Consider the following 25608-nt stretch of genomic DNA (forward strand, 5'->3'; position numbering starts at 1 on the left):
CCTTAGATCACGCGATGAAGCCGAGCGATTAGCGCGCCATCATTAGCATGTGCACGTTATGCATCACCCAAACCGTGCCGACGATAAGAATCAGCGACATGAGAATGGTGTAGGCAAACGAGATCGCATGCCAGCGCTGTCCCTTCGACGAGTTGACGTGCAGGAAGAACACCACATGCACGATCACCTGCACCGCGGCCAGCACGGCGAGCGCGACGATCGCGCTTTCGCCCTTGAACGCGCCCGAGGTCGCGGCCCAGAACGACGCCACAGTTAGCACGACAGCCAGCACGAAGCCGATGAGATAACCGCGCACGGTGACGTGCGGGAAATCGCTTGTTTCGGTATGAGCATGTGCCATCAGACGACGCTCCCAAGGTAGACGAAGGAAAACACGCAAATCCAGACGATGTCGAGGAAGTGCCAGAAAAGGCTCAGGCAAGCGAGACGGCGCAATTCGCGTTCGTTCATTTGCGGATTGCGTGCGATCTGCACGGCCAACACGACCAGCCAGATCATGCCGATGGACACGTGCAAACCGTGCGTGCCGACGAGCGTGAAGAACGCCGACCAGAATGCGCTGCGTTGCGGACCCGCGCCTTCAGCGATCAGATGCGCGAACTCCTGCATTTCCAGAAAGAGGAAGCCCGCACCCAGCAGGAACGTGACGAACAGCCACGCGAGCACCGCGCCCGACTTGCGGCGCGTCGCCGAGATCATCGCGAGACCGAAGGTCAGGCTGCTCGTGAGAAGCAGGCCCGTTTCGTACGCGACGTCCTTCAGGTTGAAGAGATCCTTGGGCGTCGGGCCGCCTGCGGTCTGCATCGCGAACATCGCGAAGGTTGCAAAGAGCGACGCGAACAGCACGCAGTCGGTCATCAGATAGGCCCAGAAGCCGAACACCGAATGCGACTGGTGCTCGTGCTCATGGCCATGCGCGTGTTGCGCGGATAGCGTCGATTGCGACATTACATTGCCTCCAGTTCGAGTTCGCGAGCCGAGCCGGCCTTCGCAGGCGTCTTCGGCGGACGATTGCGCTCTTCGGTCGACTTCACGGTCGCGGCCGGGATGATGAAGCCGGCGTTATCGCGGAAGCTGTAACCGATAGCCGTCGCGAAGATGCCGACCATGCTTGCAGCCGCGAGCCACCAGATGTGCCAGATAGCCGCGAAACCGAAGGCCAGCGCGAACAGGCCGATGACCAGACCCGCGCTCGTATTCGACGGCATGTGGATGTCGCGGTACGGACGCGTATCGATGCGGCCGTGTTCCTTGGCATCGGCGAAGTCGTCGAGTTCGCGCACAGCGGGAATATTCGCGAAGTTATAGACCGGCGGCGGCGAGCTGATGGACCACTCGAGCGTGCGCGCACCCCACGGATCGCCGGTGACATCGCGATACGCAGGCTGATTGCGGCGGATGATACTGACCACGATCTGCGCGACCTGGAACACGACACCCAGCGCGATGATGCCCACGCCCACGGCAGCGGCGATGAAGAACGGCTGCCACGACGGGTCGTCGTAGTGATTCAGGCGGCGCGTCGCACCCATGAAGCCGAGGATGTAGATCGGCACGAACGCGACGAAGAAGCCGACGAACCAGCACACGAACGCACTCTTGCCGAGCTTTTCGTCGAGCTTGAAGCCGAACACCTTCGGCCACCAGTACGAAATGCCGGCGAAGTAACCGAACACCACGCCGCCGATGATCGCGTTATGGAAGTGCGCGATCAGGAACAGGCTGTTGTGAAGCACGAAGTCCGCGCCGGGAATCGCGAGCATCACGCCCGTCATGCCGCCTAGCGTGAAGGTGATGACGAAGCCGATGGTCCAGAGGATTTGCGAAGTCATCTGCACGCGGCCTCGGTACATCGTGAAGAGCCAGTTGAAGATCTTCACGCCGGTCGGGATGGAAATGACCATCGTCATAATGCCGAAGAAGGCATTGACGTTAGCGCCCGAGCCCATCGTGAAGAAGTGGTGCAGCCACACGAGGAACGACAGCACCATGATGCAGCACGTGGCCCAGACCATCGTCTTGTAGCCGAACAACGGCTTCTTCGAGAACGTCGCGACCACTTCCGAGTAAATGCCGAAGGCGGGCAGAACCAGGATGTAGACCTCAGGATGACCCCAGGCCCAGATCAGGTTCAGGTAGACCATCGGGTTGCCGCCGCCGTCGTTCGTGAAGAAGTGCATGCCGAGGTAACGGTCCAGCGCCAGCAGCGCGAGCGCGACGGTCAGGATCGGGAACGTCGCCATGATCAGCACGTTCGAGCAGAACGCCGTCCACGTGAAGACCGGCATCTTCATCCACCTCATGCCGGGCGCGCGCATCTTCACGATCGTCACGAAGAAGTTCACGGCGGTGAGCAGCGTGCCGACGCCGGACAACTGCAACGCCCAGATGTAGTAGTCGACCCCGACGCCCGGATTGAACTGCGTCTCGGAGAGCGGCGGATACGCGAGCCAGCCCGTCGTCGAGAACTCGCCGATGAACAGCGACAGGTTGATCAGAATGGCGGCGACGGCCGTCATCCAGAACGACAGCGAGTTGATGAACGGGAACGCCACGTCACGCGCGCCGATCTGCAAGGGCACGACGAGGTTGAAGAACGCGACCAGCAGCGCCATGGCCATGAAGAAGATCATGATCGTGCCGTGGGCCGTGAAGATCTGGTCGAAGTGATGCGGCGGCAGATAGCCAGGCCCATCGAGCGCGATGGCCTGTTGCACGCGCATCATGACGGCGTCGGCGAAGCCGCGCACGAGCATCAGCCCGGCGACGACCAGATACATGACGCCGATGCGCTTGTGATCGACCGAAGTCAGATACTCGCGCCAGAGCCAGCCCCATTTGCCGAGTTTAGTGATAAGGCCGACCGTACCGAGCGCGAGGACCGCCATGAAGACGGTCGCCCCCATGATGATTGGCTCGTGGTACGGGATCGCCTCAAGCGTTAGTTTGCCGAACATGGCTTACCCCTTGGTTACACAATTTGCGCCTACGACCGAGTTGCCGTAGTTGTACTTCGCGACGATGTTGTTGAAGAGCTTCGGATCGACGGTCGAGAAGTAGCGCACCGCGACCTTTTCGCTCGGACGCGCGACGCCGGCGTAGACGTCCATGCTCAGATTCTCGGGCGCGTTCTTGACCTGCTTCAGCCACGCGTCGAAGTCTTCGTTGGACATGGCCAGTGCACGGAACTTCATGTCGGAGAAGCCCTTGCCGCTGTAGTTCGCCGAGATGCCTGCGTAGTCGCCTGCGTGATCGGCCATCAGGTGCAGCTTCGTCTGCATGCCCGCCATCGCGTAGATCTGGCTGCCGAGTTGCGGGATGAAGAACGAATTCATCACCGAATCGGACGTGATGCGGAAGTTCACCGGCGTGCCGACCGGGAACGCGAGCTGGTTCACCGACGCGACGCCAAGATCCGGATAGATGAACAGCCACTTCCAGTCGAGCGCCACGACTTCGACGTTGATCGGCTTGACTTCGGATTGCAGCGGCTTGTACGGATCGAGCTCGTGCGTGGTTTTCCACGTGAGGATGCCGAGGTACAGGATGATGGCTGCGGGAATCGCCCAGACCACGACTTCGATGGCCGTGGAATGCGCCCATTTCGGCGCATACGTGGCCTTCGTGTTGGACGCGCGATAGCGCCATGCGATGAACAGGGTGAGCAGGATCACCGGGACTACGACGAGAAGCATGGCGTAAGTCGCGGTGGCGATCAGCGACGATTCCGCTGCGCCAATCACGCCTTTCGAGTCCAACACCTCCAGCTTGCATCCCGAAAGACAAAGACTGGCTATCAACCCCGATAACAATGGCACTGCTAAACGTTGGGTATTTTCATTCATTGCATTCGCTGGTTTCGATGATCGAAGCGTCCCGGGAAGAACGCCGTTGCACGGCTTTGCGCCGCGTCAAGATCATGCCACGCGCGATTTTTCGCGATGACGCGAATGGTTGAAATTTTGTTTCAGATCAAGTTGATGCGACGGAGTGTCGCGCGAAGGCGGAACTTTTTGCCTACTCCGAAAGGAGCAGGCGAGTCTACAACGAAGGGATGGAATTGCGAGTGTGATAAAGCGACGTCAAAGCGTGTTCGAGCCGCGCGATGGATCGCCGCGATAACTTCGCCGGGTTCGATCGTCTCACGTGGTGGAGCCGAGCCGCGTGCCTAGGTGAAGCCACGGCTCAGGAGCCTTCTCCGGTTCTTCTCGCTAAAGCCCGGCGAGAGGCCGGGATTCCCGAATGGCATTCGATCGCTCGATTTCATCGCGCCGTCGCTGGCTCGCATCGGCAACGGCTTCGCGGTTCGAAGCGCTCCATGCGGACATGGTCGCCTGCATCACGTCGATCGGACTCCCCTTGGTGTCCATCGCAGCCAGGACGCAACCCAGAAGGTAGGTCAGCACGAACAGGAAGATGCAGGACCGGCGCGTCATGAGTTGCGGTGCATAGGCGGCAGTGGCAGGAGCATTGCCTTGGTGAGCGGGAGGCGGGGGGACGCTGCCCGCTTGTGTGAGAGTCGAGACATGGGAGCGGCAGTCTACGACGGAGTATGGAAAACAGAATCGGTCGATAATTCGACTTGGGCCGAACCACGCCTGACAATGCCCAGCGCAGCGGCTGCCCCGTATGACAGATCAATGATTCTGTTGCGTGAAACCGGACCGCGATCGTTGATTCGGACGAGGACGGACGGGCTCCCTCCCGGAAGCGTGACGCGGATCCACGATCCGAGCGGTAGCGTGCGATGTGCCGCTGTCATGGCATACATGTCGAAGCGCTCGCCGCTGGCGGTGCGTCGACCGTGAAACGTTCGCCCGTACCAGGATGCAATCCCGGCTTGATGGTACGCGCGCGCGGTCGGTGTCTCGTCCGGCCGGTCGGATGAAGTGATTTCGGTCGAAACGGAATCGTCGTTTGCGGATTGAACCGGAAGGCTCGACGCGCTCGCCGGTTGGTTTGTCGAAGCGCCCTCATTGCCTTGCTCCGACAGAGAGGCTGCACATCCGGCGATCAACAGGATGCAGGCGAAGGCGCTGAGGATGCGCGGCTGAAGCATGTTCATTCGGTGCATATCGCTTTGTTCGAGAGCAAGTAACCTGACCTGACGTTCGACGGATCACGAAGCGCAGTCGGAAAGGTAGGGCAGGGGATCGACTGGCTGACGATCCCGTCTCACCTCGAAAAGCAGCGATGGCTGACCATTCGTTTGAGCGCCCATCGTCGCGATGGCTTGCCCCTTCGTTACGTCGGCCCCTTCCTTGGTCAGAACGTTTTGGATATGGCCATAGGCAGTCAGGTAGCGACTGTCATGTTTCAGTATTACGAGGCTGCCGTAGCCCGCGATCTCGTTACCCGCATACACCACGCGTCCTCCTTTCGCCGCACGGATCGTGTCTCCCGCTGCGCCACCGATGACAACGCCCCGGACCCCGTCCACGCCGAAGCGCTTCAGGATTGGGCCCTTTATCGGCCAGGACAAGGAATCGGATCGGCAGCGTGTTGCGTTCACAGTCCGCTGCGTGGAATCGTCCGAGCCGGCAACCGATGCCGATGGCGGACCGACCCGCAGCAGTTGGCCGTTCGTCAGTGGAGTGCTGGCGGAAAGCCCGTTCCAGGCGGCAATCGCGTTCGGGTCGCGACCGTAGGCGGCTGCGATCGAAGCGAGGGTGTCCGCGCCTGTGACGCGGTAGAAGCCGGCAGGTGCCGCCGGGGCAGCGGCAGCGTCGGTTTGCGAAGCTGGCTTGGTCGCGGTCTGCTCGAGCGTTCGACTGGCGCATCCGCCAAGAACGAAGCTGAAGACGACGGCAAGACATGCTGCGCACGACAGGCGGCGCGATTGGACAGAGCTAATCATTTGGACTTCTTTGAGCTTCGGTGCCGGCAAAAAGGCGAAGTGGCGCACTTTTGCCATGCCGCGCTTGTGGTGTTGATCGGAGTGTTTGGCGGATGCGACGCCGGCAAAAGCCAGCGGCGGCGGAACAGCGAGTTCGAATCTGCTGAATATCGCTCTATCTCAAATTGCACGAGGCGAAGCGGCAATTCGTCATTGCGGATAACGGTGTTTTGCGTCCGGCGTTGACCGTTACACCGTCGGTTGACACTCTTTGACGATGCGGTGGTTAAAAAAAGGCGCGCTCGCCGGGCGCCACGCTTGGAACTGACATTCGACGCGATGAAAGCAGCCATATCGCGTTCCACGCGGCTCGGCCCGAGCGGTTGCGGCAAGACGACGCTGCGCTCCATTGCCGGGCTGGAACGTCCGGTCGGCGGATCGATTTCGGTGAACGGCGTGACCGTTTTCTCGGCGCGCGACGAGACCTTCGTACCGCCGAATCGCCGCAAGTCCGGCATGGTGTTCGAACCGCTCTCGAACCTCGACGCAAAGCTACGCGACAGGATGCGTTTCGAGCTTCGGCACGACCGATTTCATGATCGGCGGAGAGATCGTGCTCGCGCGTGTGCATCCATCGCACAAAACGCCGGTCCGGGAGACCATCCATTTTTCGATCGATCCGGCGAGTTGCATCGCGCTGGCATCGCAGAACGCGTGACGCGACAGGCACTACTCCGTCCGGACTACGCCGCATGAGCTAGCGGCACAGCGCCGCCGCATCCGCACGGCGGATAGGCGTCTCGCGCGACGCACCTTACCCTTGTCGGGAAAGTTACAACGACAAGGAAAGGACGATGAGCGTCGTCGACTCAACCCTCGCTACAAAAGCATCGACCGACACGCGCGCCTGGCGCGTGCTCGGCGCAAGCACCTTCGCATTCACGATCTGCTTCGCCATCTGGATGGTCTTCGCCATTCTCGGCATCCCTCTCAAAAAGCAGCTTCATCTCACCGATACCGAGTTCGGCCTCATCGCCGCGACGCCGGTGCTCACGGGTTCGTTGCTGCGCGTGCCGCTCGGCATCTGGACCGACCGTTTCGGCGGCCGTATCGTCTTTTTCTGCACGATGGCAGTCACTATCGCGCCAATCTGGCTGATCGGCTATGCCACGGAACTGTGGCAATTCCTCGTGCTCGGCTTGTTCGTCGGCGTCGCGGGCGCGTCGTTTTCAGTCGGCACGCCGTATGTCGCGCGCTGGTTCCCGAAGTCGCGTCAAGGCCTCGCGATGGGCATCTTCGGCGCGGGCAATTCGGGTGCGGCGCTGACCAAGTTCGTCGCGCCCGTGCTGATTCTCGCGGCGGGCACATGGACGATCGTGCCGAAGGTCTATTCCGTCGCGATGCTCTTCACCGCGATCGTCTTCTGGTTCGTGTCGGCATCCAATCCCGCGCATCGCAGCGCCAGCACGCAGAGTTTCGCCGCGCAGATGACCGTGCTGAAAGACCGGCGCGTGCTCCGTTACGCGCAGTACTACTCGGTCGTGTTCGGCGGCTACGTCGGCCTCGCATTGTGGATGCCGCAGTACTACGTGAATCAGTACGGCTTCGGCATCGAACAGGCCGCGTTTCTCGCCGCTTGCTTCTCGTTGCCGGGCGGCGTGCTGCGCGCGCTCGGCGGCTGGATGTCGGACCGCTTCGGCGCGCATCGCACGACCTGGATCGTCATGTGGGTCGCGCTCGCGTGCTTCTTCCTGCTGAGCTATCCGGTGACGGATTTCGTCGTCCACGCGAAAGACGGCCCGCGCACGTTCCACATCGAAATGGGACCGGTCGCCTATACGGTGCTCATGTTTGTCGTCGGCGTTGCGATGGCGGTCGGCAAGGCGTCGGTGTTCAAGTTCGTGTCGGACGAGTTCTCGACGAACATCGGCGCCGTGTCGGGCATCGTCGGCCTCGCCGGCGGACTTGCCGGCTTCCTGTTGCCGATTCTTTTTGGCTTGCTCGTCGACCTCACCGGCGTGCGTACCACCTGTTTCATGCTGATGTTCGGCGCGACCGCGGTCAGTCTCATCTGCATGCACTTCACGTTTCAACCCAAGCACTAACCATGTCTTCACGCTATCTGCTCACTCGCTGGGATCCCGAGAACGCCGCCTTCTGGCGCGCAACGGGCGAATCGGTCGCCCGCCGCAACCTCTGGATCTCGATTCCCGCGCTCGCGCTGGCGTTCGCCGTGTGGTCGCTATGGAGCGTCGTCGTCGTCAATCTCGATAAGGGTGGTTTTCACTTCACGAAGGACCAGTTGTTCTGGCTCACCGCGTTGCCTCCGCTTTCTGGCGCGACGCTGCGCATCTTCTACTCGTTTCTCGTGCCGATATTCGGCGGACGCCGCTTTACAGCGTTCTCCACCGCGAGTCTTCTGATTCCAGCGCTCGGCATGGGCTTGGCGCTGCGCGATCCGTCGACGGGCTATCCGACGCTGCTCGTTCTGGCGTTGCTGTGCGGCCTCGGCGGCGCGAATTTCAGTTCGTCGATGGCGAACATCAGCTTCTTTTTCCCGAAGGCGAAGAAGGGTTTCGCGACGGGCATGAACGCGGGCATCGGCAATCTGGGCGTGTCGATCGTTCAGTTCGTGACGCCGCTCGTGATCTCGGCGAGCGTGTTCGGCGCATTCGCGGGCGCAGGCCAGTCCTACGACGTGAACGGCGTCGAGCACAGCATCTGGCTGCAGAATGCGGGCTTCATCTGGGTGCCGTTCATCGTCATCTCGGCGCTCGCGGCCTGGTTCGGGATGAACGACATCGCCGATGCAAAAGCCTCGTTCGCCGAACAGGCCGTCATATTCCGGCGCAAGCACAACTGGCTCATGTGCCTGTTGTACATCGGCACGTTCGGTTCGTTCATCGGCTTTTCGGCGGGCCTCGCGTTGCTGACGAAGGCTGAGTTCCCATCGGTCAATCCCACTGCTTACGCGTTCCTCGGGCCGCTCGCTGGCGCGCTCACGCGGCCGGTCGGCGGCTGGATCTCGGATCGCCTCGGCGGCGCGCGCGTGACGCTGTGGACCTTCATCGCGATGATCGCGGCGGTGTTCGGCGTGATGGCGTTTCTGCCGCACGACGGCGCGAGCGGCAACTTCGCCGGCTTCCTCGCGATGTTCATCGCACTGTTCGCGCTGACGGGCATCGGCAACGGCTCGACCTTCCGCATGATCCCCGTGATCTTCCTGACGCAGAAGCAGCGCGAAGCCGAAGGCGAATCCGACTCGGCGAAAAAGCAGGCGCTGCACGAAGCGGGAAAAGAATCGGCGGCGGTGCTCGGCTTTGCCGGTGCAATCGGCGCGTACGGCGGCTTCTTCATTCCGCGCAGCTTTGGCACGTCGATGAGCATGACCGGCTCGCCCGACACCGCGCTCTGGTGCTTCATCGCCTTCTATGCGCTGTGCGCGGCGGTGACGTGGTTCTGCTACGCACGCCGCAATGCGGACATGCCTTGCTGAACCCTCCGGCACGCGGGGCGCGTAGTCGGGCCTCAAGTTCGTCCGCGTGCGCGGAGATAGACCTAGTCCGAAAGGAGTACGCGCACTAGTCCGTCTGATGCGCGTCGACGCCTCCTTTCGGGGAATGGGCGCGCGGCGATCGCGTCCCTACACTCGAATCAACGTATTCATGGCGGCGCATGGCCGCCACGCCCGGAGAAACGGATGAGTCACTTTCTGGATCGGCTGAAGTTCATGTCGCGCATCAAGTCCACGTTCTCGAATGGACATGGCGCGGTCGTGAACGAAGACCGCAAATGGGAAAACGGCTATCGCAGCCGCTGGCAGCACGACAAGATCGTGCGCTCCACGCATGGCGTGAACTGCACGGGCTCGTGCTCGTGGAAGGTCTACGTGAAGAACGGCCTGATCACGTGGGAAACGCAGCAGACGGATTATCCGCGCACGCGCCCCGATTTGCCGAATCACGAACCGCGCGGGTGTCCGCGCGGCGCGTCGTATAGCTGGTACGTGTATTCCGCGCAGCGCGTGAAGCATCCGATGGTTCGCGGCCGTCTCATCGAAATGTGGCGCGAAGCGCGCAAGACGCTCGATCCGGTCGCGGCGTGGGCGTCCATTTGCGAAGACCCCGTGAAGGCAAAGCGCTACAAGAGCGTGCGCGGCCTCGGCGGTTTCGTGCGCGCCGACTGGGACACCGCGAGCGAGATCATCGCGGCGGCGAATGCGTACACCATTGGCAAGTACGGGCCTGACCGCGTGATCGGTTTCTCGCCGATTCCAGCGATGTCGATGGTTTCCTATGCGGCCGGCGCGCGCTATCTGAGCCTGATCGGCGGCGCATGCCTGTCGTTCTACGACTGGTACTGTGATCTGCCGCCCGCATCGCCGCAAATCTGGGGCGAGCAGACCGACGTGCCCGAATCCGCCGACTGGTACAACTCCACGTACCTGATGGTTTGGGGCTCGAACGTGCCGCAGACGCGCACGCCCGACGCGCACTTCTACACCGAAGCGCGCTACAAGGGCACGAAGACGGTCGCGGTGTCGTCGGATTACGGCGAAATGGTGAAGTTCGGCGACATCTGGCTCGCGCCGAAGCAGGGCACGGACGCCGCGCTCGCCATGGCGATGGGCCACGTCGTGCTGAAGGAATTCCACGCGAGCGGCAAGTCAGCGTACTTCCGTGACTACGTGAAGCGCTATACCGACATGCCGATGCTCGTCGTGCTGCGCGAACACGAAGGCACGCTCGTGCCCGATCATTTCCTGCGCGCATCGCAACTGCAGAACGATCTCGACGAAGCGAACAATCCGCAATGGAAGACGCTCGTCATCGACGAGACGAGCGGCAAGATCGTCGCGCCGAACGGCACGATCGGGTTCCGCTGGGGCGAGGCGAATCACAACGACGGCGCGAAAGTCGGCCGCTGGAACCTCGAACAGAAGGACGGCGGTTCGGGTCGCGACATCGATCCGTGCCTGTCGCTGATCGACGCTCATGACGAAATTGCAGAGGTGAGCTTCCCATACTTCGGCGCGGAGCATGACGCACTGCTCGCGCGTCGCGTGCCGGTGAAGCGCATCACGCTCGCAGACGGCAGGAGCGCGGGCGTTGCGACCGTGTACGACTTGCAGATGGCGAACTACGGCGTGGATCAGGGCCTCGGTGGCGCGAACGTCGCGACGTCCTATGACGACGACACCCCGTACACGCCCGCATGGCAGGAGAAGCACACGACCGTGCCACGCCATCTCGTGATCCAGGTGGCGCGTGAGTTCGCCGACAATGCGGACCGTACGCAAGGCAAGAGCATGGTGATCGTCGGCGCAGCGCTGAATCACTGGTATCACAACGACATGATTTATCGCGGCATCATCAACCTTCTGATGATGTGCGGCTGTGTCGGCAAGAGCGGTGGCGGCTGGGCGCATTACGTCGGCCAGGAAAAGCTCCGTCCGCAATTCGGCTGGGCGCCGCTCGCGTTCGCACTCGACTGGTCGCGTCCGCCGCGCCAGATGAACGGCACGTCGTTCTTCTATAACCATACGAGCCAATGGCGTCACGAGAAAGTCGCCGTCGACGAAATTCTCGGGCCGACCGCCGACAAGTCGCGTTACGAGAATCTCTCGATGCTTGACATGAACGCGAAGTCCGAGCGCATGGGCTGGTTGCCCTCGGCGCCGCAACTCGGTGCGAATCCGCTCGATATCGTCGACGCCGCGAAGCGCGCGGGTCGCGATCCGATTGAATACACGGTGGAGCAACTCAAGTCGGGCAAGCTCGATTTCGCATGCGACGACCCCGACAATCCGGCGAACTTCCCGCGCAACATGTTCGTGTGGCGGTCGAATATTCTGGGCAGCTCCGGCAAGGGACACGAATACTTCCTGAAGTATCTTCTCGGCACGCAGAACGCGCTCTTCGGCGATGAGGCCGACGCGATCAAACCCGGCGAAGTGAACGTGCGCGACGCGGCGGAAGGCAAACTCGATCTGCTGACCGTGCTCGATTTCCGTATGAGCACGACTTGCCTCTATGGCGACATCGTGCTGCCGAGCGCGACGTTCTATGAGAAGAACGACCTCAACACGTCGGACATGCATCCGTTCATCCATCCGCTGTCAGAAGCGGTGCAACCGTTATGGGAAAGCAAGAGCGACTGGGAAATTTATAAGACCATCGCGAAGAAGTTTGCGGAAATCGGCGGAAAGCATCTCGGCACGCGCACGGACCTCGTCTGCACGCCGCTCATGCACGACACGCCGGGCGAACTCGGCCAGGCGTTCGAGCCGAAGGACTGGCGTCGCGGCGAATGTGACCTGATCCCCGGCAAGACGGCGCCCTCGATGACGGTCGTCGAGCGCGACTACACCGCGATCTACGAGAAGTTCACGTCGGTCGGTCCGCTGCTGGAGAAACTAGGGAACGGCGGCAAGGGCATCAACTGGAATACGGCGTACGAAGTCGAAGAGCTCGGGAATCTATCCGGTCAGAGCAAGGGACGTCCGCGTCTCGAGACGGCCATCGACGCCGCCGAGATGATTCTCACGTTTGCGCCTGAAACGAACGGCCACGTCGCGGTGAAGGCGTGGGAAGCGCTCTCGAAGATCACGGGACGCGATCATTCGCACCTCGCGCTCGGCCGCGAGCACGACAAGATCCGTTTCCGCGACGTTCAGGCGCAACCGCGCAAGATCATTTCCGCGCCCACATGGTCCGGGCTCGAGTCGGAAGAAGTCAGCTACAACGCGGGCTACACGAACGTTCACGAACTGATTCCATGGCGCACGCTCACGGGGCGTCAGCAGTTCTATCAGGATCACCGCTGGATGCTCGATTTCGGCGAGGGCTCGTGCGTCTACAAGCCCGCGATCGACACGAAAACCATTGCGCCGATGCTCGGTGCAAAGCCTAACGGCGAGCACGAACTGGTGCTGAACTGGATCACGCCGCACCAGAAATGGGGCATTCACTCGACGTACACGGACAACCTGCGCATGCTCACGCTGTCGCGCGGTGGCCCGCATGTGTGGGTCTCGGAAGCGGAAGCAAAGGAAGCCGGTCTCAGGGACAACGACTGGGTCGAAGTGTTCAACGTGAACGGCACGCTGACGGCGCGCGTCGTCGTCAGTCAGCGGGTGCCGCGCGGAATGTGCCTCATGTATCACGCGCAGGAAAAGATCATCAATGTACCGGGCGCGGAGACGAGCGGCATGCGCGGCGGTATCCATAACTCGGTCACGCGCACAGTGCTCAAGCCGACGCACATGATCGGCGGATATGCGCAACAGGCTTACGGTTTCAACTATTACGGCACCGTGGGCAGCAACCGCGACGAATACGTGATCGTGCGCAAGATGAAGAAAGTCGACTGGCTCGAAGGCCCGCTGAAGGAAGGAGCAGCATCATGAAGATCCGCGCCCAGGTGGCGATGGTCCTGAATCTGGACAAGTGCATCGGCTGCCATACGTGTTCGGTGACGTGCAAGAACGTGTGGACATCGCGCGATGGCGTCGAGTACGCGTGGTTCAACAACGTCGAGACGAAGCCGGGCATCGGCTATCCGAAGCAGTGGGAGAACCAGGAGAAGTGGAACGGCGGCTGGATTCGCAAATGCGACGGACGCATCGAGCCGCGCCAAGGGCCCAAGCTGAAAGTGCTCGCGAACCTTTTCGCGAATCCGAATCTGCCTGCCATCGACGACTACTACGAGCCGTTCACATACGACTACGAGCGCCTGCAGAACGCGCCGCTTTCGGAAACGCCGCCCACGGCGCGCCCGGTGTCCGCGATCACGGGCAAGAAGATGGACAAGATCCATTGGGGCCCGAACTGGGAAGACGATCTCGGCGGCGAATTCGATTCGCGCGGACGCGACGCGCTCTTCGAAAACGTGCAGAAGGAGATGTACTCGACATTCGAGAACACCTTCATGATGTATCTGCCGCGACTGTGCGAGCACTGCCTGAATCCGGCATGCGTGGCGTCGTGCCCGTCGGGTTCGGTGTACAAGCGCGAAGACGATGGCATCGTGCTCGTCGATCAGGACAAGTGCCGCGGCTGGCGCATGTGCGTGTCCGGTTGCCCGTACAAGAAGATGTATTTCAACTGGAAGTCGGGCAAGGCCGAGAAGTGCGTGTTCTGTTATCCGCGTATCGAAGCGGGTGAGCCGACGGTGTGCTCGGAAACCTGCGTAGGCCGTATCCGCTATCTCGGCGTGATGCTGTACGACGCGGACCGCATTGCCGAGGCTGCGTCGGTCGAAGCGACGACGGATCTCTATCAGTCGCAACTCGATCTGTTCCTCGATCCGCACGACCCGCAAGTTCAGGCCGAAGCGCTCCGTCAAGGCATCGCGCAAAGCTGGCTCGACGCGGCGAAGCGCTCGCCGGTGTATCGCATGGCGTGCGAGTGGAAGGTCGCGTTCCCGTTGCATCCGGAATACCGCACGCTGCCTATGGTCTGGTACGTGCCGCCGCTCTCGCCGATCCAGTCGGCCGCGGATGCCGGTCACATGGGCATGAACGGCGTGATTCCGGACGTGAAGAGCTTGCGCATTCCCATGCGCTATCTCGCGAACCTGCTCACCGCCGGCGACGAGGCGCCGATCGTCTCCGCGCTGAACCGCATGCTCGCGATGCGCGCGTTCAAGCGTGCGCAGAACGTGAACAACGTGAACGATGACGCCGTGCTGAACGATGTCGGCCTCACCGCGTCGCAAGTGGAAGAGATGTATCAATTGATGGCGATCGCCAACTACGAAGACCGTTTCGTCGTGCCGTCGTCGCACAAGGAAATGGCGCAGGACAGCTTTGACGAAAAGGGCAGTTGCGGTTTCTCGTTCGGCAATTGCGGATCATCGGGGGTATCGGACGGATCGCTTTTCGGATCGCGAACGCACGGCGAAGTAAGTTACGCGGCGTTGCCGAAGTCGCGCAAGAAGGCACTGCAGGAAGGCTGACCGAGGATCACACATGTCGCTCTATTCCATACTTTCCGCGCTGCTCGATTATCCCGAGCCCGCGCTTCTTGACGCGCTGCCAGAAATCGAAGCCGCGTTGCACGACTGGCCGCAGGCCCAAACGCGCCTTGCACCGCTCATCGCGTCGCTGAAGCGTCCGCTGATCGAAGTGCAACTTACATACGTGGCCACGTTCGACCGCAATCCGTCGCATTCGCTGCATCTGTTCGAACACGTTCATGGCGAAAGCCGCGATCGCGGTCAGGCGATGGTCGATCTGCTCGACGAGTATCGCGGTCTCGGCCTCGATATCGAATCGAACGAACTGCCCGACTACGTGCCGCTTTTTCTCGAAGCGCTGGGCGCGATCGAGCCGGCCCGCGCGCAGTCGCTGCTCAATGACGCCATTCATGTGCTCGATGCCATCGGTGAACGTCTCGCGCGCAATGAGAGCCCGTATTCGACGGTTTTCGCGGTGTTGCGCGAGCTCGCGACGGTCGAGCCGCGTCCGCTCACGCAGCCGCCCGTGCGCGACATGGACGAAATGCTCGAAACCTTCGGTCCCGGCGCGGACGGCGTCGAGCCGCTGCTCGCACCGCACATGCGCCAGGATACGCAGACCATTCGCTTTCATCCGCGCGGCGCAATGACTGCCGGCGCGGCCGCTCTTGCCGCAAAGGACGCACGATGAACATGCTCAACTCCTTCTTTTTCGGTATCTATCCGTATATCGCCGCCAGCATCTTTCTCTTCGGCAGCTTCGTGCGTTTCGAACGCGAGCAATATTCGTGGAAGGCGGATAGCACCCAACTCGTCGATCGCGGCAATCTCAGACTTGGCAACATCTTGTTTCACGTCGGGATTCTCGGGCTGTTCTTCGGGCATCTCGTCGGCCTGCTCACGCCGGTCGCCGTATGGGACGCGCTCGGCGTCGAGCATAGCGTCAAGCAGGTATTCGCAATGATCGCTGGGGGTGTAATGGGCACGTTATGCCTCGCAGGCTTGCTGATCCTGCTGCATCGACGCTTGACGAGCGCGCGCCTGTCCGCCGTGACGAAAGTCGGCGACCGCGTGTTGTTGCTGTGGATCTTGATCACGCTGCTCCTGGGTCTATCGACGATTGGCGTATCGGCCGGTCACATGGACGGCTCGATGATGGTGCGGCTCATGACCTGGGCCCAGCACATCTTCACGTTCAGAGCCGATGCCGCGCACTATGTCGCAGATGCGCCGCTGCTCTTCCGTATACATTTGTTCATGGGCATGAGTCTCTTCGTGATATTCCCGTTCACGCGTCTCGTGCATGTGTGGAGCGGCTTCGCTTCGCTCGGCTATCTTGGGCGGGCCTGGCAATTGGTCCGCAGCCGCTGATTCCCTTGATCGAGAAGCATGTTCCTGTCGTCGTTTCGCGAACGTCTGACCACACGCATCGTCACGCTGTCGATGGTGTCGCTGGTTCTCGTGCTCGCGATGATCGGCGGGACACTCTGGCTCTCATGGCAACTGCAGGGTGCAGGCGCCGCGATCAACGACGCAGGCAGCCTGCGCATGCGCGCGAACGCAGTCGCAATTGCGCTATTGAAGGGTGAAAAGGCGCCATCGCCGTTGCTGCAACTGCAGATCGAGCAGATGAACGCAACGCTCGACCGCCTGCGTAAAGGCGATCCAGCGCGCCCGCTCTTCCTTCCAGACGATGTCGATGTGCGCCGACAGTTCGATCACGTCGCGAACGCGTGGCATTCGCGACTCGAACCCGATGTTCGCGAGGGCATGGCGAGCGCAGACCCACAGGCGGTGGCGCGCTATCTGCTGCAATTGCGCACTTTCGTCACTGGCGCCGACGACCTCGTCGGCTTGATCGAGCGGGAGAACGCACGCAAGACCGCATGGCTGCGCACGTCGCAGATGGCGCTTGCGGCGATGGCGTGTATCGGCACCGCGGCGATCGTCTATTTGCTCTTCTTGTGGATCGTCGTGCCCGTTCAGCGCTTGCAGGACGGGCTTGCGCGCATCGAGGCACGCGAGTTCGATGCGCGTCTGCCCGTCGAAACGCAGGACGAGTTCGGACATCTTGCCGCGGGCTTCAATCGCATGGCCGCGGAATTGCAGACGCTCTATCGCGACCTTGCGGGCCGGGTCGAAGCGAAGACCGCCGAGCTGGCCGCGCAGAACCGCGAACTGACGGCCCTTTATGAAATGGCGGCTTTCGTGAATCAGCCGAATGACGTCGATGCGCTGTGCCGAGGCTTTCTTGCACGCCTCATGCGTCAATTCGACGCCGACGGCGCGGCGGTTCGTCTCTTCACCGAAGATGGTCAAGTGCGTCTGATCGGCTCGGAAGGATTGCCGGCCGCGCTGCTTCAGGACGAAAGTTGCTTCGCCGCAGACGCCTGCGCATGCGCGCAGCGTTCATGCCAACGCGCGGGTTTCGCGAGCGTCGCCGCGTTCAGCATCGTTTCGCAAGGCGAGAAGCTCGGCGCCTTCTCGCTGCACTTCGGCGGCGAGCGGACTATTCCCGCAACCGAAGCGCACTTGCTCGAAACACTCGGCACGCACTTCGGCACAGCGCTCAAGAACCGACGGCTTGCGGCATTGGCGCGGCAGCTTGCGGTGTCGGAGGAGCGAAATCTCGTTGCGCAGGGCTTGCATGACAGCATCGCGCAAAGCCTGAACTTCATGAAGATGCAGGTACATCTTCTGGATGCGGCCACGCGCGAAGAACGCATGGACGAAATCCGCGAAATCGTGCCTATGCTTACGGGCGGATTGGCGGAAAGCTACGACGACGTGCGCGAACTCCTGATGAACTTCCGCACTAGGCTCGGCACCGGCGATCTGAGGCGGGCGGTAAACGAATCCGTCGAACGCTTTGGCATGCAAACGGGCATTGCGCCATCGCTCGATTATCGGGAGGAAGGCGGCTTGCCTTTGCCGCCGGATCAGCAGTTGCAAGTGCTTTTCATTTTGCAGGAGGCGCTGTCGAACATTCGCAAACACGCGGAAGCTCAGCGCGTTTTCGTGACGATCGTCAATGGTCGTGACTTTAGCCTCCTTGTCGAAGATGATGGTCAGGGCTACGATCCAAAGGAGATGGCCGTCCTTGGCGAGACGCATGTCGGCTTTCATATCATGCGCGAGCGCGCGCAAAGGCTCGGCGCAATTCTGCGGCTGACCGGAGCGCCAGCATGCGGGGCGCGCGTCGAACTCGTCTTGCCCGCCCCGGCGCGTCAGGCTGTCTAAATATGGTCACGCGCGCTCGCTTCGAGAGCTGCTTCGAGTTGTGTCATGACCATCCGCATTCTGTTGATCGACGACCACGCGTTATTTCGCTCAGGCGTTCACGCGCTCCTGCACCGGCAGTCAGACTTCGAAGTCGTCGGCGAAGCGTCCGACGGGCTCGAAGGTCTCAAGCGCGCCAAGCAATTTCGCCCGGACGTGATTTTGCTCGATCTCAACATGCCCGGACTATCCGGCCTCGAAACGCTCAAGTTGCTCGTGCAGGACGTACCGGAAACGGCGGTCGTCATGCTGACCGTATCCGAAGATCTCGACGAACTTTCATTGGCATTGCGCGATGGCGCGTGCGGCTATCTGCTCAAGAGCATCGAAACGGAGACGCTCGCAAGCGCGATCCGCAAGGCGGCGGGGGGCCAGCCCGTCATCGCGGACGACATGACGGCGAAGCTCATCGCAAGCATGCGTGCACCGAAGGCAGCGCCGGTTCCCGCTCCAGCGGTCGCCGCCGATCCACTCACTACGCGCGAGCGCGACATCATGCGCGAACTGTCGCACGGTGCAAGCAACAAGGAAATCGCGCGCTCGCTGATGCTCGCGGAAAGCACGGTGAAGATCCACGTGCGCAACATTTTGCGCAAGCTCAATCTCACGAGCCGCGTGCAGGTCGCGATATACGCGGTCGGGCACGATGCGGTGCAGGCAACGGAAGCCGTTTGAACGGTCGTCGCGCTGCATCGAAGCTCGGATCACATCAAGCTGTACACCATGAATTCACATCAAACTGATTTGCCCATGACCTCTCACGATCATTCTTTCGCGCCGCTCACGATTCGCGGCCGCAATCTGCTGCCGATCGTGCAGGGCGGCATGGGCGTCGGCATTTCCGCGCATCGGCTCGCGGGCAGCGTCGCGCGAGAAGGCGCGGTCGGCACCATCGCGAGCATCGACTTGCGTCATCATCACGAAGACTTGCTCGCCATGTGCCGCGAAGACCACTCGCGGCCGACGCTCGAGCGCGCCAACCTCATCGCGCTCGCGCGCGAGATCAAGTCGGCGCGCGAGTTGTCGCAAGGACGCGGCATGATCGCCGTGAACGTGATGAAAGCCGTGAGCGCGCACGCCGATTACGTGCGCGTGGCGTGCGAAGAGGGCGCCGATGCCATCGTGATGGGCGCGGGCCTGCCGCTCGACTTGCCCGATCTCACGCAAGGTTGCGATATCGCGCTCATTCCGATTCTCTCCGATAGCCGCGGCGTCACGCTCGTCCTCAAGAAATGGATGAAGAAAGGCCGCTTGCCCGACGCCATCGTGATCGAGCATCCCGGACACGCGGGTGGCCATCTCGGCGTCGCGGACGTCGCCGATATGAACGACGAGCGCTTCGGCTTCGAGCGCGTTCTGAAGGAACTCGATGCATCGTTTGCGGCGCTCGGACTCAAGCGCGAAGACGTGCCGGTGATCGTCGCGGGCGGCATCAACAGCCATGAAGCCGTGCGCAAGTGGCTCACGGCCGGCGCCAACGGCGTGCAGGTCGGCACGCCGTTCGCCGTCACCGAGGAAGGCGACGCGCATCCGGAGTTCAAGCGCGTGCTGGTCGAGGCGGAGCCCGACGATATCGTCGAGTTCATCAGCGTGACCGGCCTGCCCGCGCGCGCCGTCAAGACGCCGTGGCTCATGCGCTATCTGCGTAACGAAGAACGCATTCGAACGAAAATCGGCGCGCGCAAACAGACGTGTCCGTCGGCGCTCGAATGCCTGAGCGCGTGCGGCTTGCGCGATGGCATCGAGAAATTCGGGCATTTCTGCATCGATACGCGGCTTGCCGCGGCATTGCGGGGCGACGTCGGCAATGGACTGTTCTTCCGCGGGCGCGAAAAACTGCCGTTCGGCGCAGCGATCCGCAACGTGCGCGATCTGATCGAACTCCTGTTGACGGGCGCGACGAAATCGTCCCCGGCGGCGTGCTGAGAAGCGGAAACATCGTGTTTCGCTGCGAGCCGTGACCGATCGTCCCGTTCCTATTGGCTCGGAACGGGGCCGATCTTAGGCTTGATGCCGATTGGCTCGCACGCCGCAATCCACGGAGTACCGCACGATGTCGAAGCGCTTTCCCCTGAACCCAAAGCATCCCGAGCGCAATTGCTGGGGTTGCGATCACTATTGCGCGACGGACGCCATGCGTTGCGGAAACGGTTCGAGCCGGACGCAGCATCCGGCCGAGTTGCTTGGCGAAGACTGGTACGAGCAAGGCGATTGGGGCCTCGAAATCGCCGACAACGCCAAGTCGATTCAACCGTCCGTCGCCAAAGCGCGCTGAATCGCGACTTCAGCGCACGATTTCGCCGATCGTCAGTTCAATCACGCCCGCATCTTTCGTCGATACCCGTCCGCTCGATCCGCTCAGATCGCCGGGCGATGGCCGCGCTTTCCCGGACGCCGACACGCGCGCAGCGATGTCGATGCGCTCGAAATCCGAGAGGCGGCGGTTCGGCGTCATCGACATTGAATCGTTGAGATAAACCGTCGCAGGAAGCTGGTTCGCGCTCAGGCGCTGGACCGCGATCGGCATGCGTGAGCCATCGTCGGCGAGCGCGTAGACGAAGACCGTATCCGTTGGACGGACGCGCGACGCGAACTCAGGGCTCAACTGCACGCGGACTTCGACCGACGCCGAACCGGTGCCGTCCGCGATCGCCCGCACTTCGTCGATATTCTTCTGCGCCTGCTGCGCGATCTGCGGCGCGAGATCCGGCACCTGCCTCAAACGCTCCCAGTATCCGATGGCTTGCGTGTATTCGCGCCGGTCGAATGCCGCCGATGCAGCCAGCGCCAGCGCCTTCGGCTGCGTCGCGTCGAGCGCGAGCGCCGAGTGGGGATGACCTTCAGCGCCGCGTCGTTGAGATCGCCGCCGTTCGCGCTCGCGATGGCATCGGCGTAATCGGCAAGCAATTCGGCATCGCGCGGATTCAGCGCAACCGCCCGCCGATACGCCTGCGCGGCATCGTCGGCGCGCGTCAGCACCATGTACGAACGCGCGAGCATCGTCCAGCCTTGGGCGTCGTCGGGATTGCGCCGCAACCGCGCGGCCAGAAGACTGACGGCCGCTTCCATCGACCGGGGCGTGTCCGCGTGTTCGCTCACCGATGAAGCCGCCGCCGCTTGAATCGCGAGCGCCGCCGGATCGCCGACACGCATGTAAAGCGTCAGCGCGGACGCCGGCACGAGCGCGATCAGCAAGCCGGCGAGCGCGGCGTGCGTCGTTCGTTGATTCGCGACGCGCGCGCGCAACAGCGGCGGCACGACGCATGCGAGCGCGGCGAAGAGCATCGCGGCAACGATCAGCCAGAACGGGATCATCGGCTCATGCTCCTTTTTCTTCGGGTCTGATGCGCGCGCCGGATATGCAGCGCCATCGCAACCGCGCCCGCCGCGAGCACGGCGAACGGCCCGAACCACAGCGCCCACGTGACGGGCTTCACGGGCGGCCGATACAGCACGAAGTCGCCGTATCGGCGCACCATGTACGCCTGAATCTGCTCGTCGCTCGCGCCTTGCCCGACTTGCTCGCGAATGCGCGCGCGCAGATCGGCGGCGAGATCGGCGGTCGAATCGGCGAGGCTCTGGTTCTGGCACACGACGCAGCGGAAATGCTCCGCGAGATGGCGCGCGCGTTCGTCATCGGGCGATTGTTGCGCCTGAGCGCACCCGATGCACGCAGCGATCATCCACGCGAGCCGCCTAATCACGCGCGTTCTCCTTTTGCAGCTTGCCGACGAGCGGACCAATCACGCCATCGATCGACGCGCGCGTGAGCGGTCCCGCCTGCCGATAGCGCACGACGCCCGCGCGATCGATCACGAACGTCTCCGGCACGCCGTACACGCCATAGTCGATGCCGGTGCGCCCGTCGCGATCGACGAACGACGTCACGTACGGATTGCCCGCCGCCTTCAGCCATTGCAGCGCGGGCGCACGTTCGTCGCGGTAGTTCAGGCCGTACACCGGCGCCGCGCCGCTCGCCGCGAAATCCGTCAGGACGGCATGCTCATCGCGGCACGCTTCGCACCACGACGCCCACACGTTCAGAATCCACACCTGTCCGCGCAGCGCGTGCGACGACATCGTCCGGTTCGCGGCATCGAGACGCGGCAGATCGAACTCCGGCGCGGGTTTGCCGATGAGCGCGGAAGGCAGGCGACGCGGATCGTGGCGCAAACCGGCCGCGAGCACCGCGACGAGCAGACCGAACACGGCGAGCGGAATCAGAAAGCGCTTCATCGTCCTGTCTCGCCGATGCTTCGCGGCGGTTCCACGGCAATCGCAACGGCGGCGGCCCGTTGCGGCGCGCGCAGCTTCGCGTAACGCCGATCCGCCGCCGCGAGCAGGCCGCCGAGCGCCATCAACACGCAGCCGCCCCAGATCCAGCGCACGAACGGCTTGATCTGGATGCGCACGGTCCACGCGCCGCCGCCCGCCGGCTGATCGAGCGCGACGTACAGATCGCGCAGCACGCCGCGATCGATGGCGGCTTCGGTCGCCGGCGTGTTGGAGGCGAGGAATTCGCGTTTCTCCGGATGCAGTGTCGCGATAGCTTTGCCGTCGCGCGTCACCGCGATCGTCGCACGCGTCGCGCGATAGTTCGGTCCGTCGATCGCGCGCACGTTGTCGAGCCGGAAGCGATATCCGCCCGCATCGACGCTCTCGCCGGGCGCGAGCCGCGCGTCGCGTTCGACGGGAAAGCCCTTCACCATCGTCACGCCGACGACGAACACGCCGACGCCCGCGTGTGCGAGCCACATGCCGACGGTCGCGAGCCGCGCGCGCTGCCGTCCCTTGATGATGCGCTCGATCACGCTCGTCGCGATCGTCGCGAACGTCCACGCGGCGAGCAGCAAGCCGAGGCTCACGAACGGACGCGACACGCCGGGCACGAACGCGCTCGCCACGCTCACGAGCGCGGCCCAGCGCAGCCGCACGGCAAGCTGCGGCAGACGCACGGCCTTCCAGCGCGCGAGCGGCCCGACGCCCATCAGAAAGATCGCGGGTGTCATCAGCGGGACGAACACGCTGTCGAAGTACGGTGCGCCGACGGAAATCTTGTCGAGATCGAGCGCGTCGAGGACCATCGGATAGAGCGTGCCGAGCATCACCGATGCAGCGGCGACGAGCATCAGCAGATTGTTCGACAGCAGCAACGCCTCGCGGGATACGGGCTCGAAACCGACCGCCGACACGGCTCGCGGCGCGCGCCACGCGAACAGCGCGAGACCGCCGCCCGAAAACAGCGCGAGCAGCGCGAGGATGAACACGCCGCGCGCCGGATCGGACGCGAAGCCGTGCACCGATGTCACAACGCCCGAGCGCACGAGAAACGTGCCGAGCAACGAGAGCGAGAACGCGCAGATCGCGAGCAGGGCGCTCCACGCGCGGAACGCGCCGCGCTTGGCGGTCGCGGCGAGCGAATGGATCAGCGCGGTGCCGACGAGCCACGGCATGAACGACGCGTTTTCGACCGGATCCCAGAACCACCATCCGCCCCAGCCGAGTTCGTAGTACGCCCACGCGCTGCCGAGCATGATGCCGAGCGTCAGGAACATCCACGCGGCGAGCGTCCACGCGCGCGAGGCGCGCGCCCAGGCGGAGTCGAGCTTGCCATCGAGCAACGCGGCGATGGCGAACGCGAACGCCACCGAAAAGCCGACATAGCCCATGTACAGCAGCGGCGGATGAATCACCATGCCGGGATCCTGCAACAGCGGATTGAGATCGCGGCCGTTCATCGCGGGCGGCATGATGCGCGTGAACGGATTCGACGTCAGCAGCATGAAAAGCAGAAAGCCCGCGTCGATCCAGCTCATCACGCCGAGCACGCGCGCCGCGAACGGCAACGGCAGGCGCTTGCCGAAGCACACGACCGCGCTCATCCAGAGCGTGAGCAGCAGCGCCCACAGCAGCAGCGAGCCTTCGTGACCGCCCCAGACCGCGGTGAACCGGTAAATGGCCGGCAGCGCCGAGTTCGAATTGCCGACGACGTAGATCACGGAAAAATCGTCGTCGAGAAACGACGTCGCGAGACAGCCGAACGCGATCGCGACGAAGCCGAATTGCCCGCACGCGGCGGGCGCGGCGACGCGCATCCATCCTTCGATGGCAAGTCGCGCGCCGAGCATCGGCACGATGCCCGCGACGAGCGCGAGCAGCATCGCGAGGATGAGCGCGAAATGGCCGATCTCGGGGATCATCGGCGCGCTCCCGCGTTCCCGTCCGCCGATGCGCGCGCTTCACGCAGCGCGCGTTCGAGTGGCGGCGGCGTGTACTTTTCGTCGTGCTTGGCCAGGACTTCGTCGGCGTGAAAACGTCCGTCGGCGCCGAGCGTGCCTTGCGCGACGACGCCGCTGCCTTCGCGAAAGAGATCGGGCAGCGCGCCCGTGTAGACGACAGGAATCGACGCGCGCCCGTCCGTGACGACGAAGCTCACCGTGCGGCTGTCGGCGTGCTTCAAGAGCGATCCGCGTTCGACGAGTCCGCCGAGCCGGAAGCGCTGCGTGCGCGTTTCCTCGTGCGACGCGATCTCGCTCGGGCTGACGAAGAACATCACGTTGGCGCGGAACGCGTTGAGCACGAACGCGCACGCGAGCGCGGCGCTCGCGAGGCCGAGCGCGATGACCGCGAAGCGGCGATGGCGCGCTTTCATCGGCGCAGCGCGCGGTGGACGAGCCACGCTTCCGCGCCCATCAGCAGAAAAGTGATCGCGAACGCGGCGCAAAGCAGCGGATTCGCGGCGAGCATCGTCGGGACGGATGCGAGCGTGTTCATGCGGCACGCTCCTCGATTCGCGACGGACGCTCGTCGCTCGCGCGCACGCGTTCGGCCGCGCGCAGGATGACGCGCGCGCGCGCCAACGCCACGGCGATCGCATACGACCAGAATCCCGCCGTCATCACGACGATGCCCCAAGCCATCGACGTTTCCATCGCGACGCCGCTGCCGAATCCGAGCGACGGTCCTTGATGCAGCGTGTACCACCATTGCACGGAAAAATAGATGATCGGGACATTCACGACGCCGATCAGCGCGAGCACCGAGCACGCGCGATCGGCGCGGCGGGTGCCGTCGATGGCCGCGTGCAGCGCGAGATAGCCGACGTACAGGAAGAACAGGATCAACTCCGACGTGAGCCGCGCGTCCCAGACCCACCATGTGCCCCACGTCGGCTTGCCCCACAACGCGCCCGAAATCAGCGCGATCGCCGTGAACGACGCGCCGGTCGGGGCGAGCGCGCGGGCCATCATCGCGCAAAGGCGCGCGTTCATCGCGAGATGCAGCGCGCTGTACGCGGCCATCACGAGGTAGATGAGCATCGACATCCACGCGGCGGGCACATGCACGAACATGATGCGGTAGATGTCGCGTTGCAGCGCATCGGCGGGCGCGACGCCGAGGCCGATCACGAGTCCCATCGCGATGAACACGACCGACGCGAACGCGAACCACGGCGTCGCGCGCGCGGCGAAGCGTTCGAAGTTGCGGGCGGACGCGTAGCGGAACCAGTTCAT

At 62.9% G+C, this 25608-nt stretch carries 25 protein-coding genes and 1 pseudogene; 11 read left to right on the forward strand and 15 right to left on the reverse strand.

All coding sequences use genetic code 11. From position 1 onward, the window contains the following. Window positions 1–28: 28 nt before the first annotated feature. From cyoD to BG60_RS19440, 7 genes are all read right to left on the reverse strand, one after another. Complete coding sequence (cyoD, locus tag BG60_RS19410; protein WP_008349105.1) at window positions 29–361, reverse strand: cytochrome o ubiquinol oxidase subunit IV; 333 nt, start codon at window positions 359–361, stop codon at window positions 29–31. After that, window positions 361–969: a cytochrome o ubiquinol oxidase subunit III gene (gene cyoC / locus BG60_RS19415; protein ID WP_008349103.1), complete on the reverse strand. Its 609-nt coding sequence runs from the start codon at window positions 967–969 to the stop codon at window positions 361–363. The genes cyoD and cyoC overlap by 1 nt, the downstream gene beginning before the upstream one ends. Continuing rightward, window positions 969–2978, reverse strand: coding sequence for a cytochrome o ubiquinol oxidase subunit I (gene cyoB / locus BG60_RS19420; protein ID WP_034472394.1), 2010 nt, complete (start codon window positions 2976–2978; stop codon window positions 969–971). The genes cyoC and cyoB overlap by 1 nt, the downstream gene beginning before the upstream one ends. 3 nt (window positions 2979–2981) lie before the next feature. Beyond that, window positions 2982–3866, reverse strand: coding sequence for a ubiquinol oxidase subunit II (gene cyoA / locus BG60_RS19425; protein WP_008349099.1), 885 nt, complete (start codon window positions 3864–3866; stop codon window positions 2982–2984). 366 nt (window positions 3867–4232) lie between these two features. After that, a complete protein-coding gene (locus tag BG60_RS19430) occupies window positions 4233–4457 on the reverse strand; it encodes a hypothetical protein (protein ID WP_008349097.1) in 225 nt (74 codons plus the stop codon). 104 nt (window positions 4458–4561) lie between these two features. Beyond that, entirely contained in the window at window positions 4562–5086 is a 525-nt protein-coding gene (locus BG60_RS36960; RefSeq protein ID WP_144403723.1) for a septal ring lytic transglycosylase RlpA family protein, read from the reverse strand. Between the two features lie 54 nt (window positions 5087–5140). Further along, a complete protein-coding gene (locus BG60_RS19440) occupies window positions 5141–5935 on the reverse strand; it encodes a peptidoglycan DD-metalloendopeptidase family protein (RefSeq protein WP_008349093.1) in 795 nt (264 codons plus the stop codon). Window positions 5936–6226: 291 nt separating this feature from the next. Between BG60_RS19440 and BG60_RS40155 the strand changes: the two are divergent. The 11 genes and pseudogenes from BG60_RS40155 to BG60_RS19495 all read left to right on the forward strand — a co-directional run. Then, window positions 6227–6613: pseudogene (locus BG60_RS40155) on the forward strand (ATP-binding cassette domain-containing protein); the annotation flags it as partial. Between the two features lie 98 nt (window positions 6614–6711). Beyond that, complete coding sequence (locus BG60_RS19450; protein ID WP_034472398.1) at window positions 6712–7962, forward strand: MFS transporter; 1251 nt, start codon at window positions 6712–6714, stop codon at window positions 7960–7962. A gap of 2 nt (window positions 7963–7964) precedes the next feature. After that, complete coding sequence (locus BG60_RS19455; protein ID WP_034472401.1) at window positions 7965–9353, forward strand: NarK family nitrate/nitrite MFS transporter; 1389 nt, start codon at window positions 7965–7967, stop codon at window positions 9351–9353. Window positions 9354–9557: 204 nt separating this feature from the next. Beyond that, window positions 9558–13265, forward strand: coding sequence for a nitrate reductase subunit alpha (locus BG60_RS19460; RefSeq protein ID WP_034472402.1), 3708 nt, complete (start codon window positions 9558–9560; stop codon window positions 13263–13265). Further along, window positions 13262–14815 carry a nitrate reductase subunit beta gene (gene narH, locus BG60_RS19465; protein WP_034472404.1) on the forward strand — a complete coding sequence of 518 codons (1554 nt, stop codon included), beginning with the start codon at window positions 13262–13264 and terminating at the stop codon, window positions 14813–14815. Before BG60_RS19460 ends, narH begins: the two co-directional genes overlap by 4 nt. 13 nt (window positions 14816–14828) lie before the next feature. Further along, entirely contained in the window at window positions 14829–15506 is a 678-nt protein-coding gene (gene narJ, locus BG60_RS19470) for a nitrate reductase molybdenum cofactor assembly chaperone (RefSeq protein WP_008349088.1), read from the forward strand. Further along, window positions 15503–16186: a respiratory nitrate reductase subunit gamma gene (narI, locus tag BG60_RS19475; RefSeq protein WP_008349085.1), complete on the forward strand. Its 684-nt coding sequence runs from the start codon at window positions 15503–15505 to the stop codon at window positions 16184–16186. The genes narJ and narI overlap by 4 nt, the downstream gene beginning before the upstream one ends. A gap of 18 nt (window positions 16187–16204) precedes the next feature. Further along, window positions 16205–18055 carry a type IV pili methyl-accepting chemotaxis transducer N-terminal domain-containing protein gene (locus BG60_RS19480; RefSeq protein WP_008349083.1) on the forward strand — a complete coding sequence of 617 codons (1851 nt, stop codon included), beginning with the start codon at window positions 16205–16207 and terminating at the stop codon, window positions 18053–18055. A 45-nt stretch (window positions 18056–18100) separates the two neighbouring features. Beyond that, window positions 18101–18769, forward strand: coding sequence for a response regulator (locus BG60_RS19485; protein ID WP_034472406.1), 669 nt, complete (start codon window positions 18101–18103; stop codon window positions 18767–18769). Between the two features lie 75 nt (window positions 18770–18844). After that, entirely contained in the window at window positions 18845–20020 is a 1176-nt protein-coding gene (locus BG60_RS19490) for an NAD(P)H-dependent flavin oxidoreductase (protein WP_008349076.1), read from the forward strand. A 127-nt stretch (window positions 20021–20147) separates the two neighbouring features. Then, entirely contained in the window at window positions 20148–20369 is a 222-nt protein-coding gene (locus BG60_RS19495; protein WP_008349074.1) for a DUF3079 domain-containing protein, read from the forward strand. A 9-nt stretch (window positions 20370–20378) separates the two neighbouring features. Here the strand turns inward: BG60_RS19495 and BG60_RS39570 are convergent, their stop codons facing one another. The 8 genes from BG60_RS39570 to ccmC are packed head-to-tail and all read right to left on the reverse strand — an operon-like array spanning window position 20379 to window position 25608. After that, entirely contained in the window at window positions 20379–20807 is a 429-nt protein-coding gene (locus tag BG60_RS39570) for a c-type cytochrome biogenesis protein CcmI/CycH (RefSeq protein ID WP_420912054.1), read from the reverse strand. A gap of 5 nt (window positions 20808–20812) precedes the next feature. Further along, window positions 20813–21409, reverse strand: coding sequence for a tetratricopeptide repeat protein (locus tag BG60_RS39575; protein ID WP_241484869.1), 597 nt, complete (start codon window positions 21407–21409; stop codon window positions 20813–20815). Beyond that, window positions 21406–21798 (reverse strand): cytochrome c-type biogenesis protein, encoded by a 393-nt coding sequence (locus BG60_RS19505; RefSeq protein WP_008349071.1) that lies wholly within the window; start codon window positions 21796–21798, stop codon window positions 21406–21408. The genes BG60_RS39575 and BG60_RS19505 overlap by 4 nt, the downstream gene beginning before the upstream one ends. Then, window positions 21791–22330 (reverse strand): DsbE family thiol:disulfide interchange protein, encoded by a 540-nt coding sequence (locus tag BG60_RS19510; protein ID WP_008349069.1) that lies wholly within the window; start codon window positions 22328–22330, stop codon window positions 21791–21793. The genes BG60_RS19505 and BG60_RS19510 overlap by 8 nt, the downstream gene beginning before the upstream one ends. Then, the gene (locus BG60_RS19515) at window positions 22327–24294 is read right to left on the reverse strand and encodes a heme lyase CcmF/NrfE family subunit (protein WP_034472408.1); all 1968 of its coding nucleotides are present in this window, start codon (window positions 24292–24294) and stop codon (window positions 22327–22329) included. Before BG60_RS19515 ends, BG60_RS19510 begins: the two co-directional genes overlap by 4 nt. Further along, a complete protein-coding gene (gene ccmE, locus BG60_RS19520; RefSeq protein ID WP_008349065.1) occupies window positions 24291–24746 on the reverse strand; it encodes a cytochrome c maturation protein CcmE in 456 nt (151 codons plus the stop codon). Before ccmE ends, BG60_RS19515 begins: the two co-directional genes overlap by 4 nt. Next, window positions 24743–24868, reverse strand: a complete 126-nt coding sequence (locus tag BG60_RS39970; protein ID WP_268811663.1) for a hypothetical protein — start codon at window positions 24866–24868, stop codon at window positions 24743–24745. The genes ccmE and BG60_RS39970 overlap by 4 nt, the downstream gene beginning before the upstream one ends. Then, on the reverse strand, window positions 24865–25608 hold the full coding sequence (gene ccmC, locus BG60_RS19525; RefSeq protein WP_008349063.1) for a heme ABC transporter permease CcmC: 744 nt from the start codon (window positions 25606–25608) through the stop codon (window positions 24865–24867). Before ccmC ends, BG60_RS39970 begins: the two co-directional genes overlap by 4 nt.

Source organism: Caballeronia zhejiangensis (genome assembly GCF_000698575.1).
GTDB lineage: Bacteria > Pseudomonadota > Gammaproteobacteria > Burkholderiales > Burkholderiaceae > Caballeronia > Caballeronia zhejiangensis.

Excerpts from the sequence above, each read along its gene's own strand:
- cyoD (WP_008349105.1), bottom strand. The coding sequence starts at position 361 with ATGGCACATGCTCATACCGAAACAAGCGATTTCCCGCACGTCACCGTG.
- cyoC (WP_008349103.1), bottom strand. The coding sequence starts at position 969 with ATGTCGCAATCGACGCTATCCGCGCAACACGCGCATGGCCATGAGCAC.
- cyoB (WP_034472394.1), bottom strand. The coding sequence starts at position 2,978 with ATGTTCGGCAAACTAACGCTTGAGGCGATCCCGTACCACGAGCCAATC.
- cyoA (WP_008349099.1), bottom strand. The coding sequence starts at position 3,866 with ATGAATGAAAATACCCAACGTTTAGCAGTGCCATTGTTATCGGGGTTG.
- BG60_RS19430 (WP_008349097.1), bottom strand. The coding sequence starts at position 4,457 with ATGACGCGCCGGTCCTGCATCTTCCTGTTCGTGCTGACCTACCTTCTG.
- BG60_RS36960 (WP_144403723.1), bottom strand. The coding sequence starts at position 5,086 with ATGAACATGCTTCAGCCGCGCATCCTCAGCGCCTTCGCCTGCATCCTG.
- BG60_RS19440 (WP_008349093.1), bottom strand. The coding sequence starts at position 5,935 with ATGGCAAAAGTGCGCCACTTCGCCTTTTTGCCGGCACCGAAGCTCAAA.
- BG60_RS19450 (WP_034472398.1), top strand. The coding sequence starts at position 6,712 with ATGAGCGTCGTCGACTCAACCCTCGCTACAAAAGCATCGACCGACACG.
- BG60_RS19455 (WP_034472401.1), top strand. The coding sequence starts at position 7,965 with ATGTCTTCACGCTATCTGCTCACTCGCTGGGATCCCGAGAACGCCGCC.
- BG60_RS19460 (WP_034472402.1), top strand. The coding sequence starts at position 9,558 with ATGAGTCACTTTCTGGATCGGCTGAAGTTCATGTCGCGCATCAAGTCC.
- narH (WP_034472404.1), top strand. The coding sequence starts at position 13,262 with ATGAAGATCCGCGCCCAGGTGGCGATGGTCCTGAATCTGGACAAGTGC.
- narJ (WP_008349088.1), top strand. The coding sequence starts at position 14,829 with ATGTCGCTCTATTCCATACTTTCCGCGCTGCTCGATTATCCCGAGCCC.
- narI (WP_008349085.1), top strand. The coding sequence starts at position 15,503 with ATGAACATGCTCAACTCCTTCTTTTTCGGTATCTATCCGTATATCGCC.
- BG60_RS19480 (WP_008349083.1), top strand. The coding sequence starts at position 16,205 with ATGTTCCTGTCGTCGTTTCGCGAACGTCTGACCACACGCATCGTCACG.
- BG60_RS19485 (WP_034472406.1), top strand. The coding sequence starts at position 18,101 with ATGACCATCCGCATTCTGTTGATCGACGACCACGCGTTATTTCGCTCA.
- BG60_RS19490 (WP_008349076.1), top strand. The coding sequence starts at position 18,845 with ATGACCTCTCACGATCATTCTTTCGCGCCGCTCACGATTCGCGGCCGC.
- BG60_RS19495 (WP_008349074.1), top strand. The coding sequence starts at position 20,148 with ATGTCGAAGCGCTTTCCCCTGAACCCAAAGCATCCCGAGCGCAATTGC.
- BG60_RS39575 (WP_241484869.1), bottom strand. The coding sequence starts at position 21,409 with ATGATCCCGTTCTGGCTGATCGTTGCCGCGATGCTCTTCGCCGCGCTC.
- BG60_RS19510 (WP_008349069.1), bottom strand. The coding sequence starts at position 22,330 with ATGAAGCGCTTTCTGATTCCGCTCGCCGTGTTCGGTCTGCTCGTCGCG.
- BG60_RS19515 (WP_034472408.1), bottom strand. The coding sequence starts at position 24,294 with ATGATCCCCGAGATCGGCCATTTCGCGCTCATCCTCGCGATGCTGCTC.
- ccmE (WP_008349065.1), bottom strand. The coding sequence starts at position 24,746 with ATGAAAGCGCGCCATCGCCGCTTCGCGGTCATCGCGCTCGGCCTCGCG.
- BG60_RS39970 (WP_268811663.1), bottom strand. The coding sequence starts at position 24,868 with ATGAACACGCTCGCATCCGTCCCGACGATGCTCGCCGCGAATCCGCTG.
- ccmC (WP_008349063.1), bottom strand. The coding sequence starts at position 25,608 with ATGAACTGGTTCCGCTACGCGTCCGCCCGCAACTTCGAACGCTTCGCC.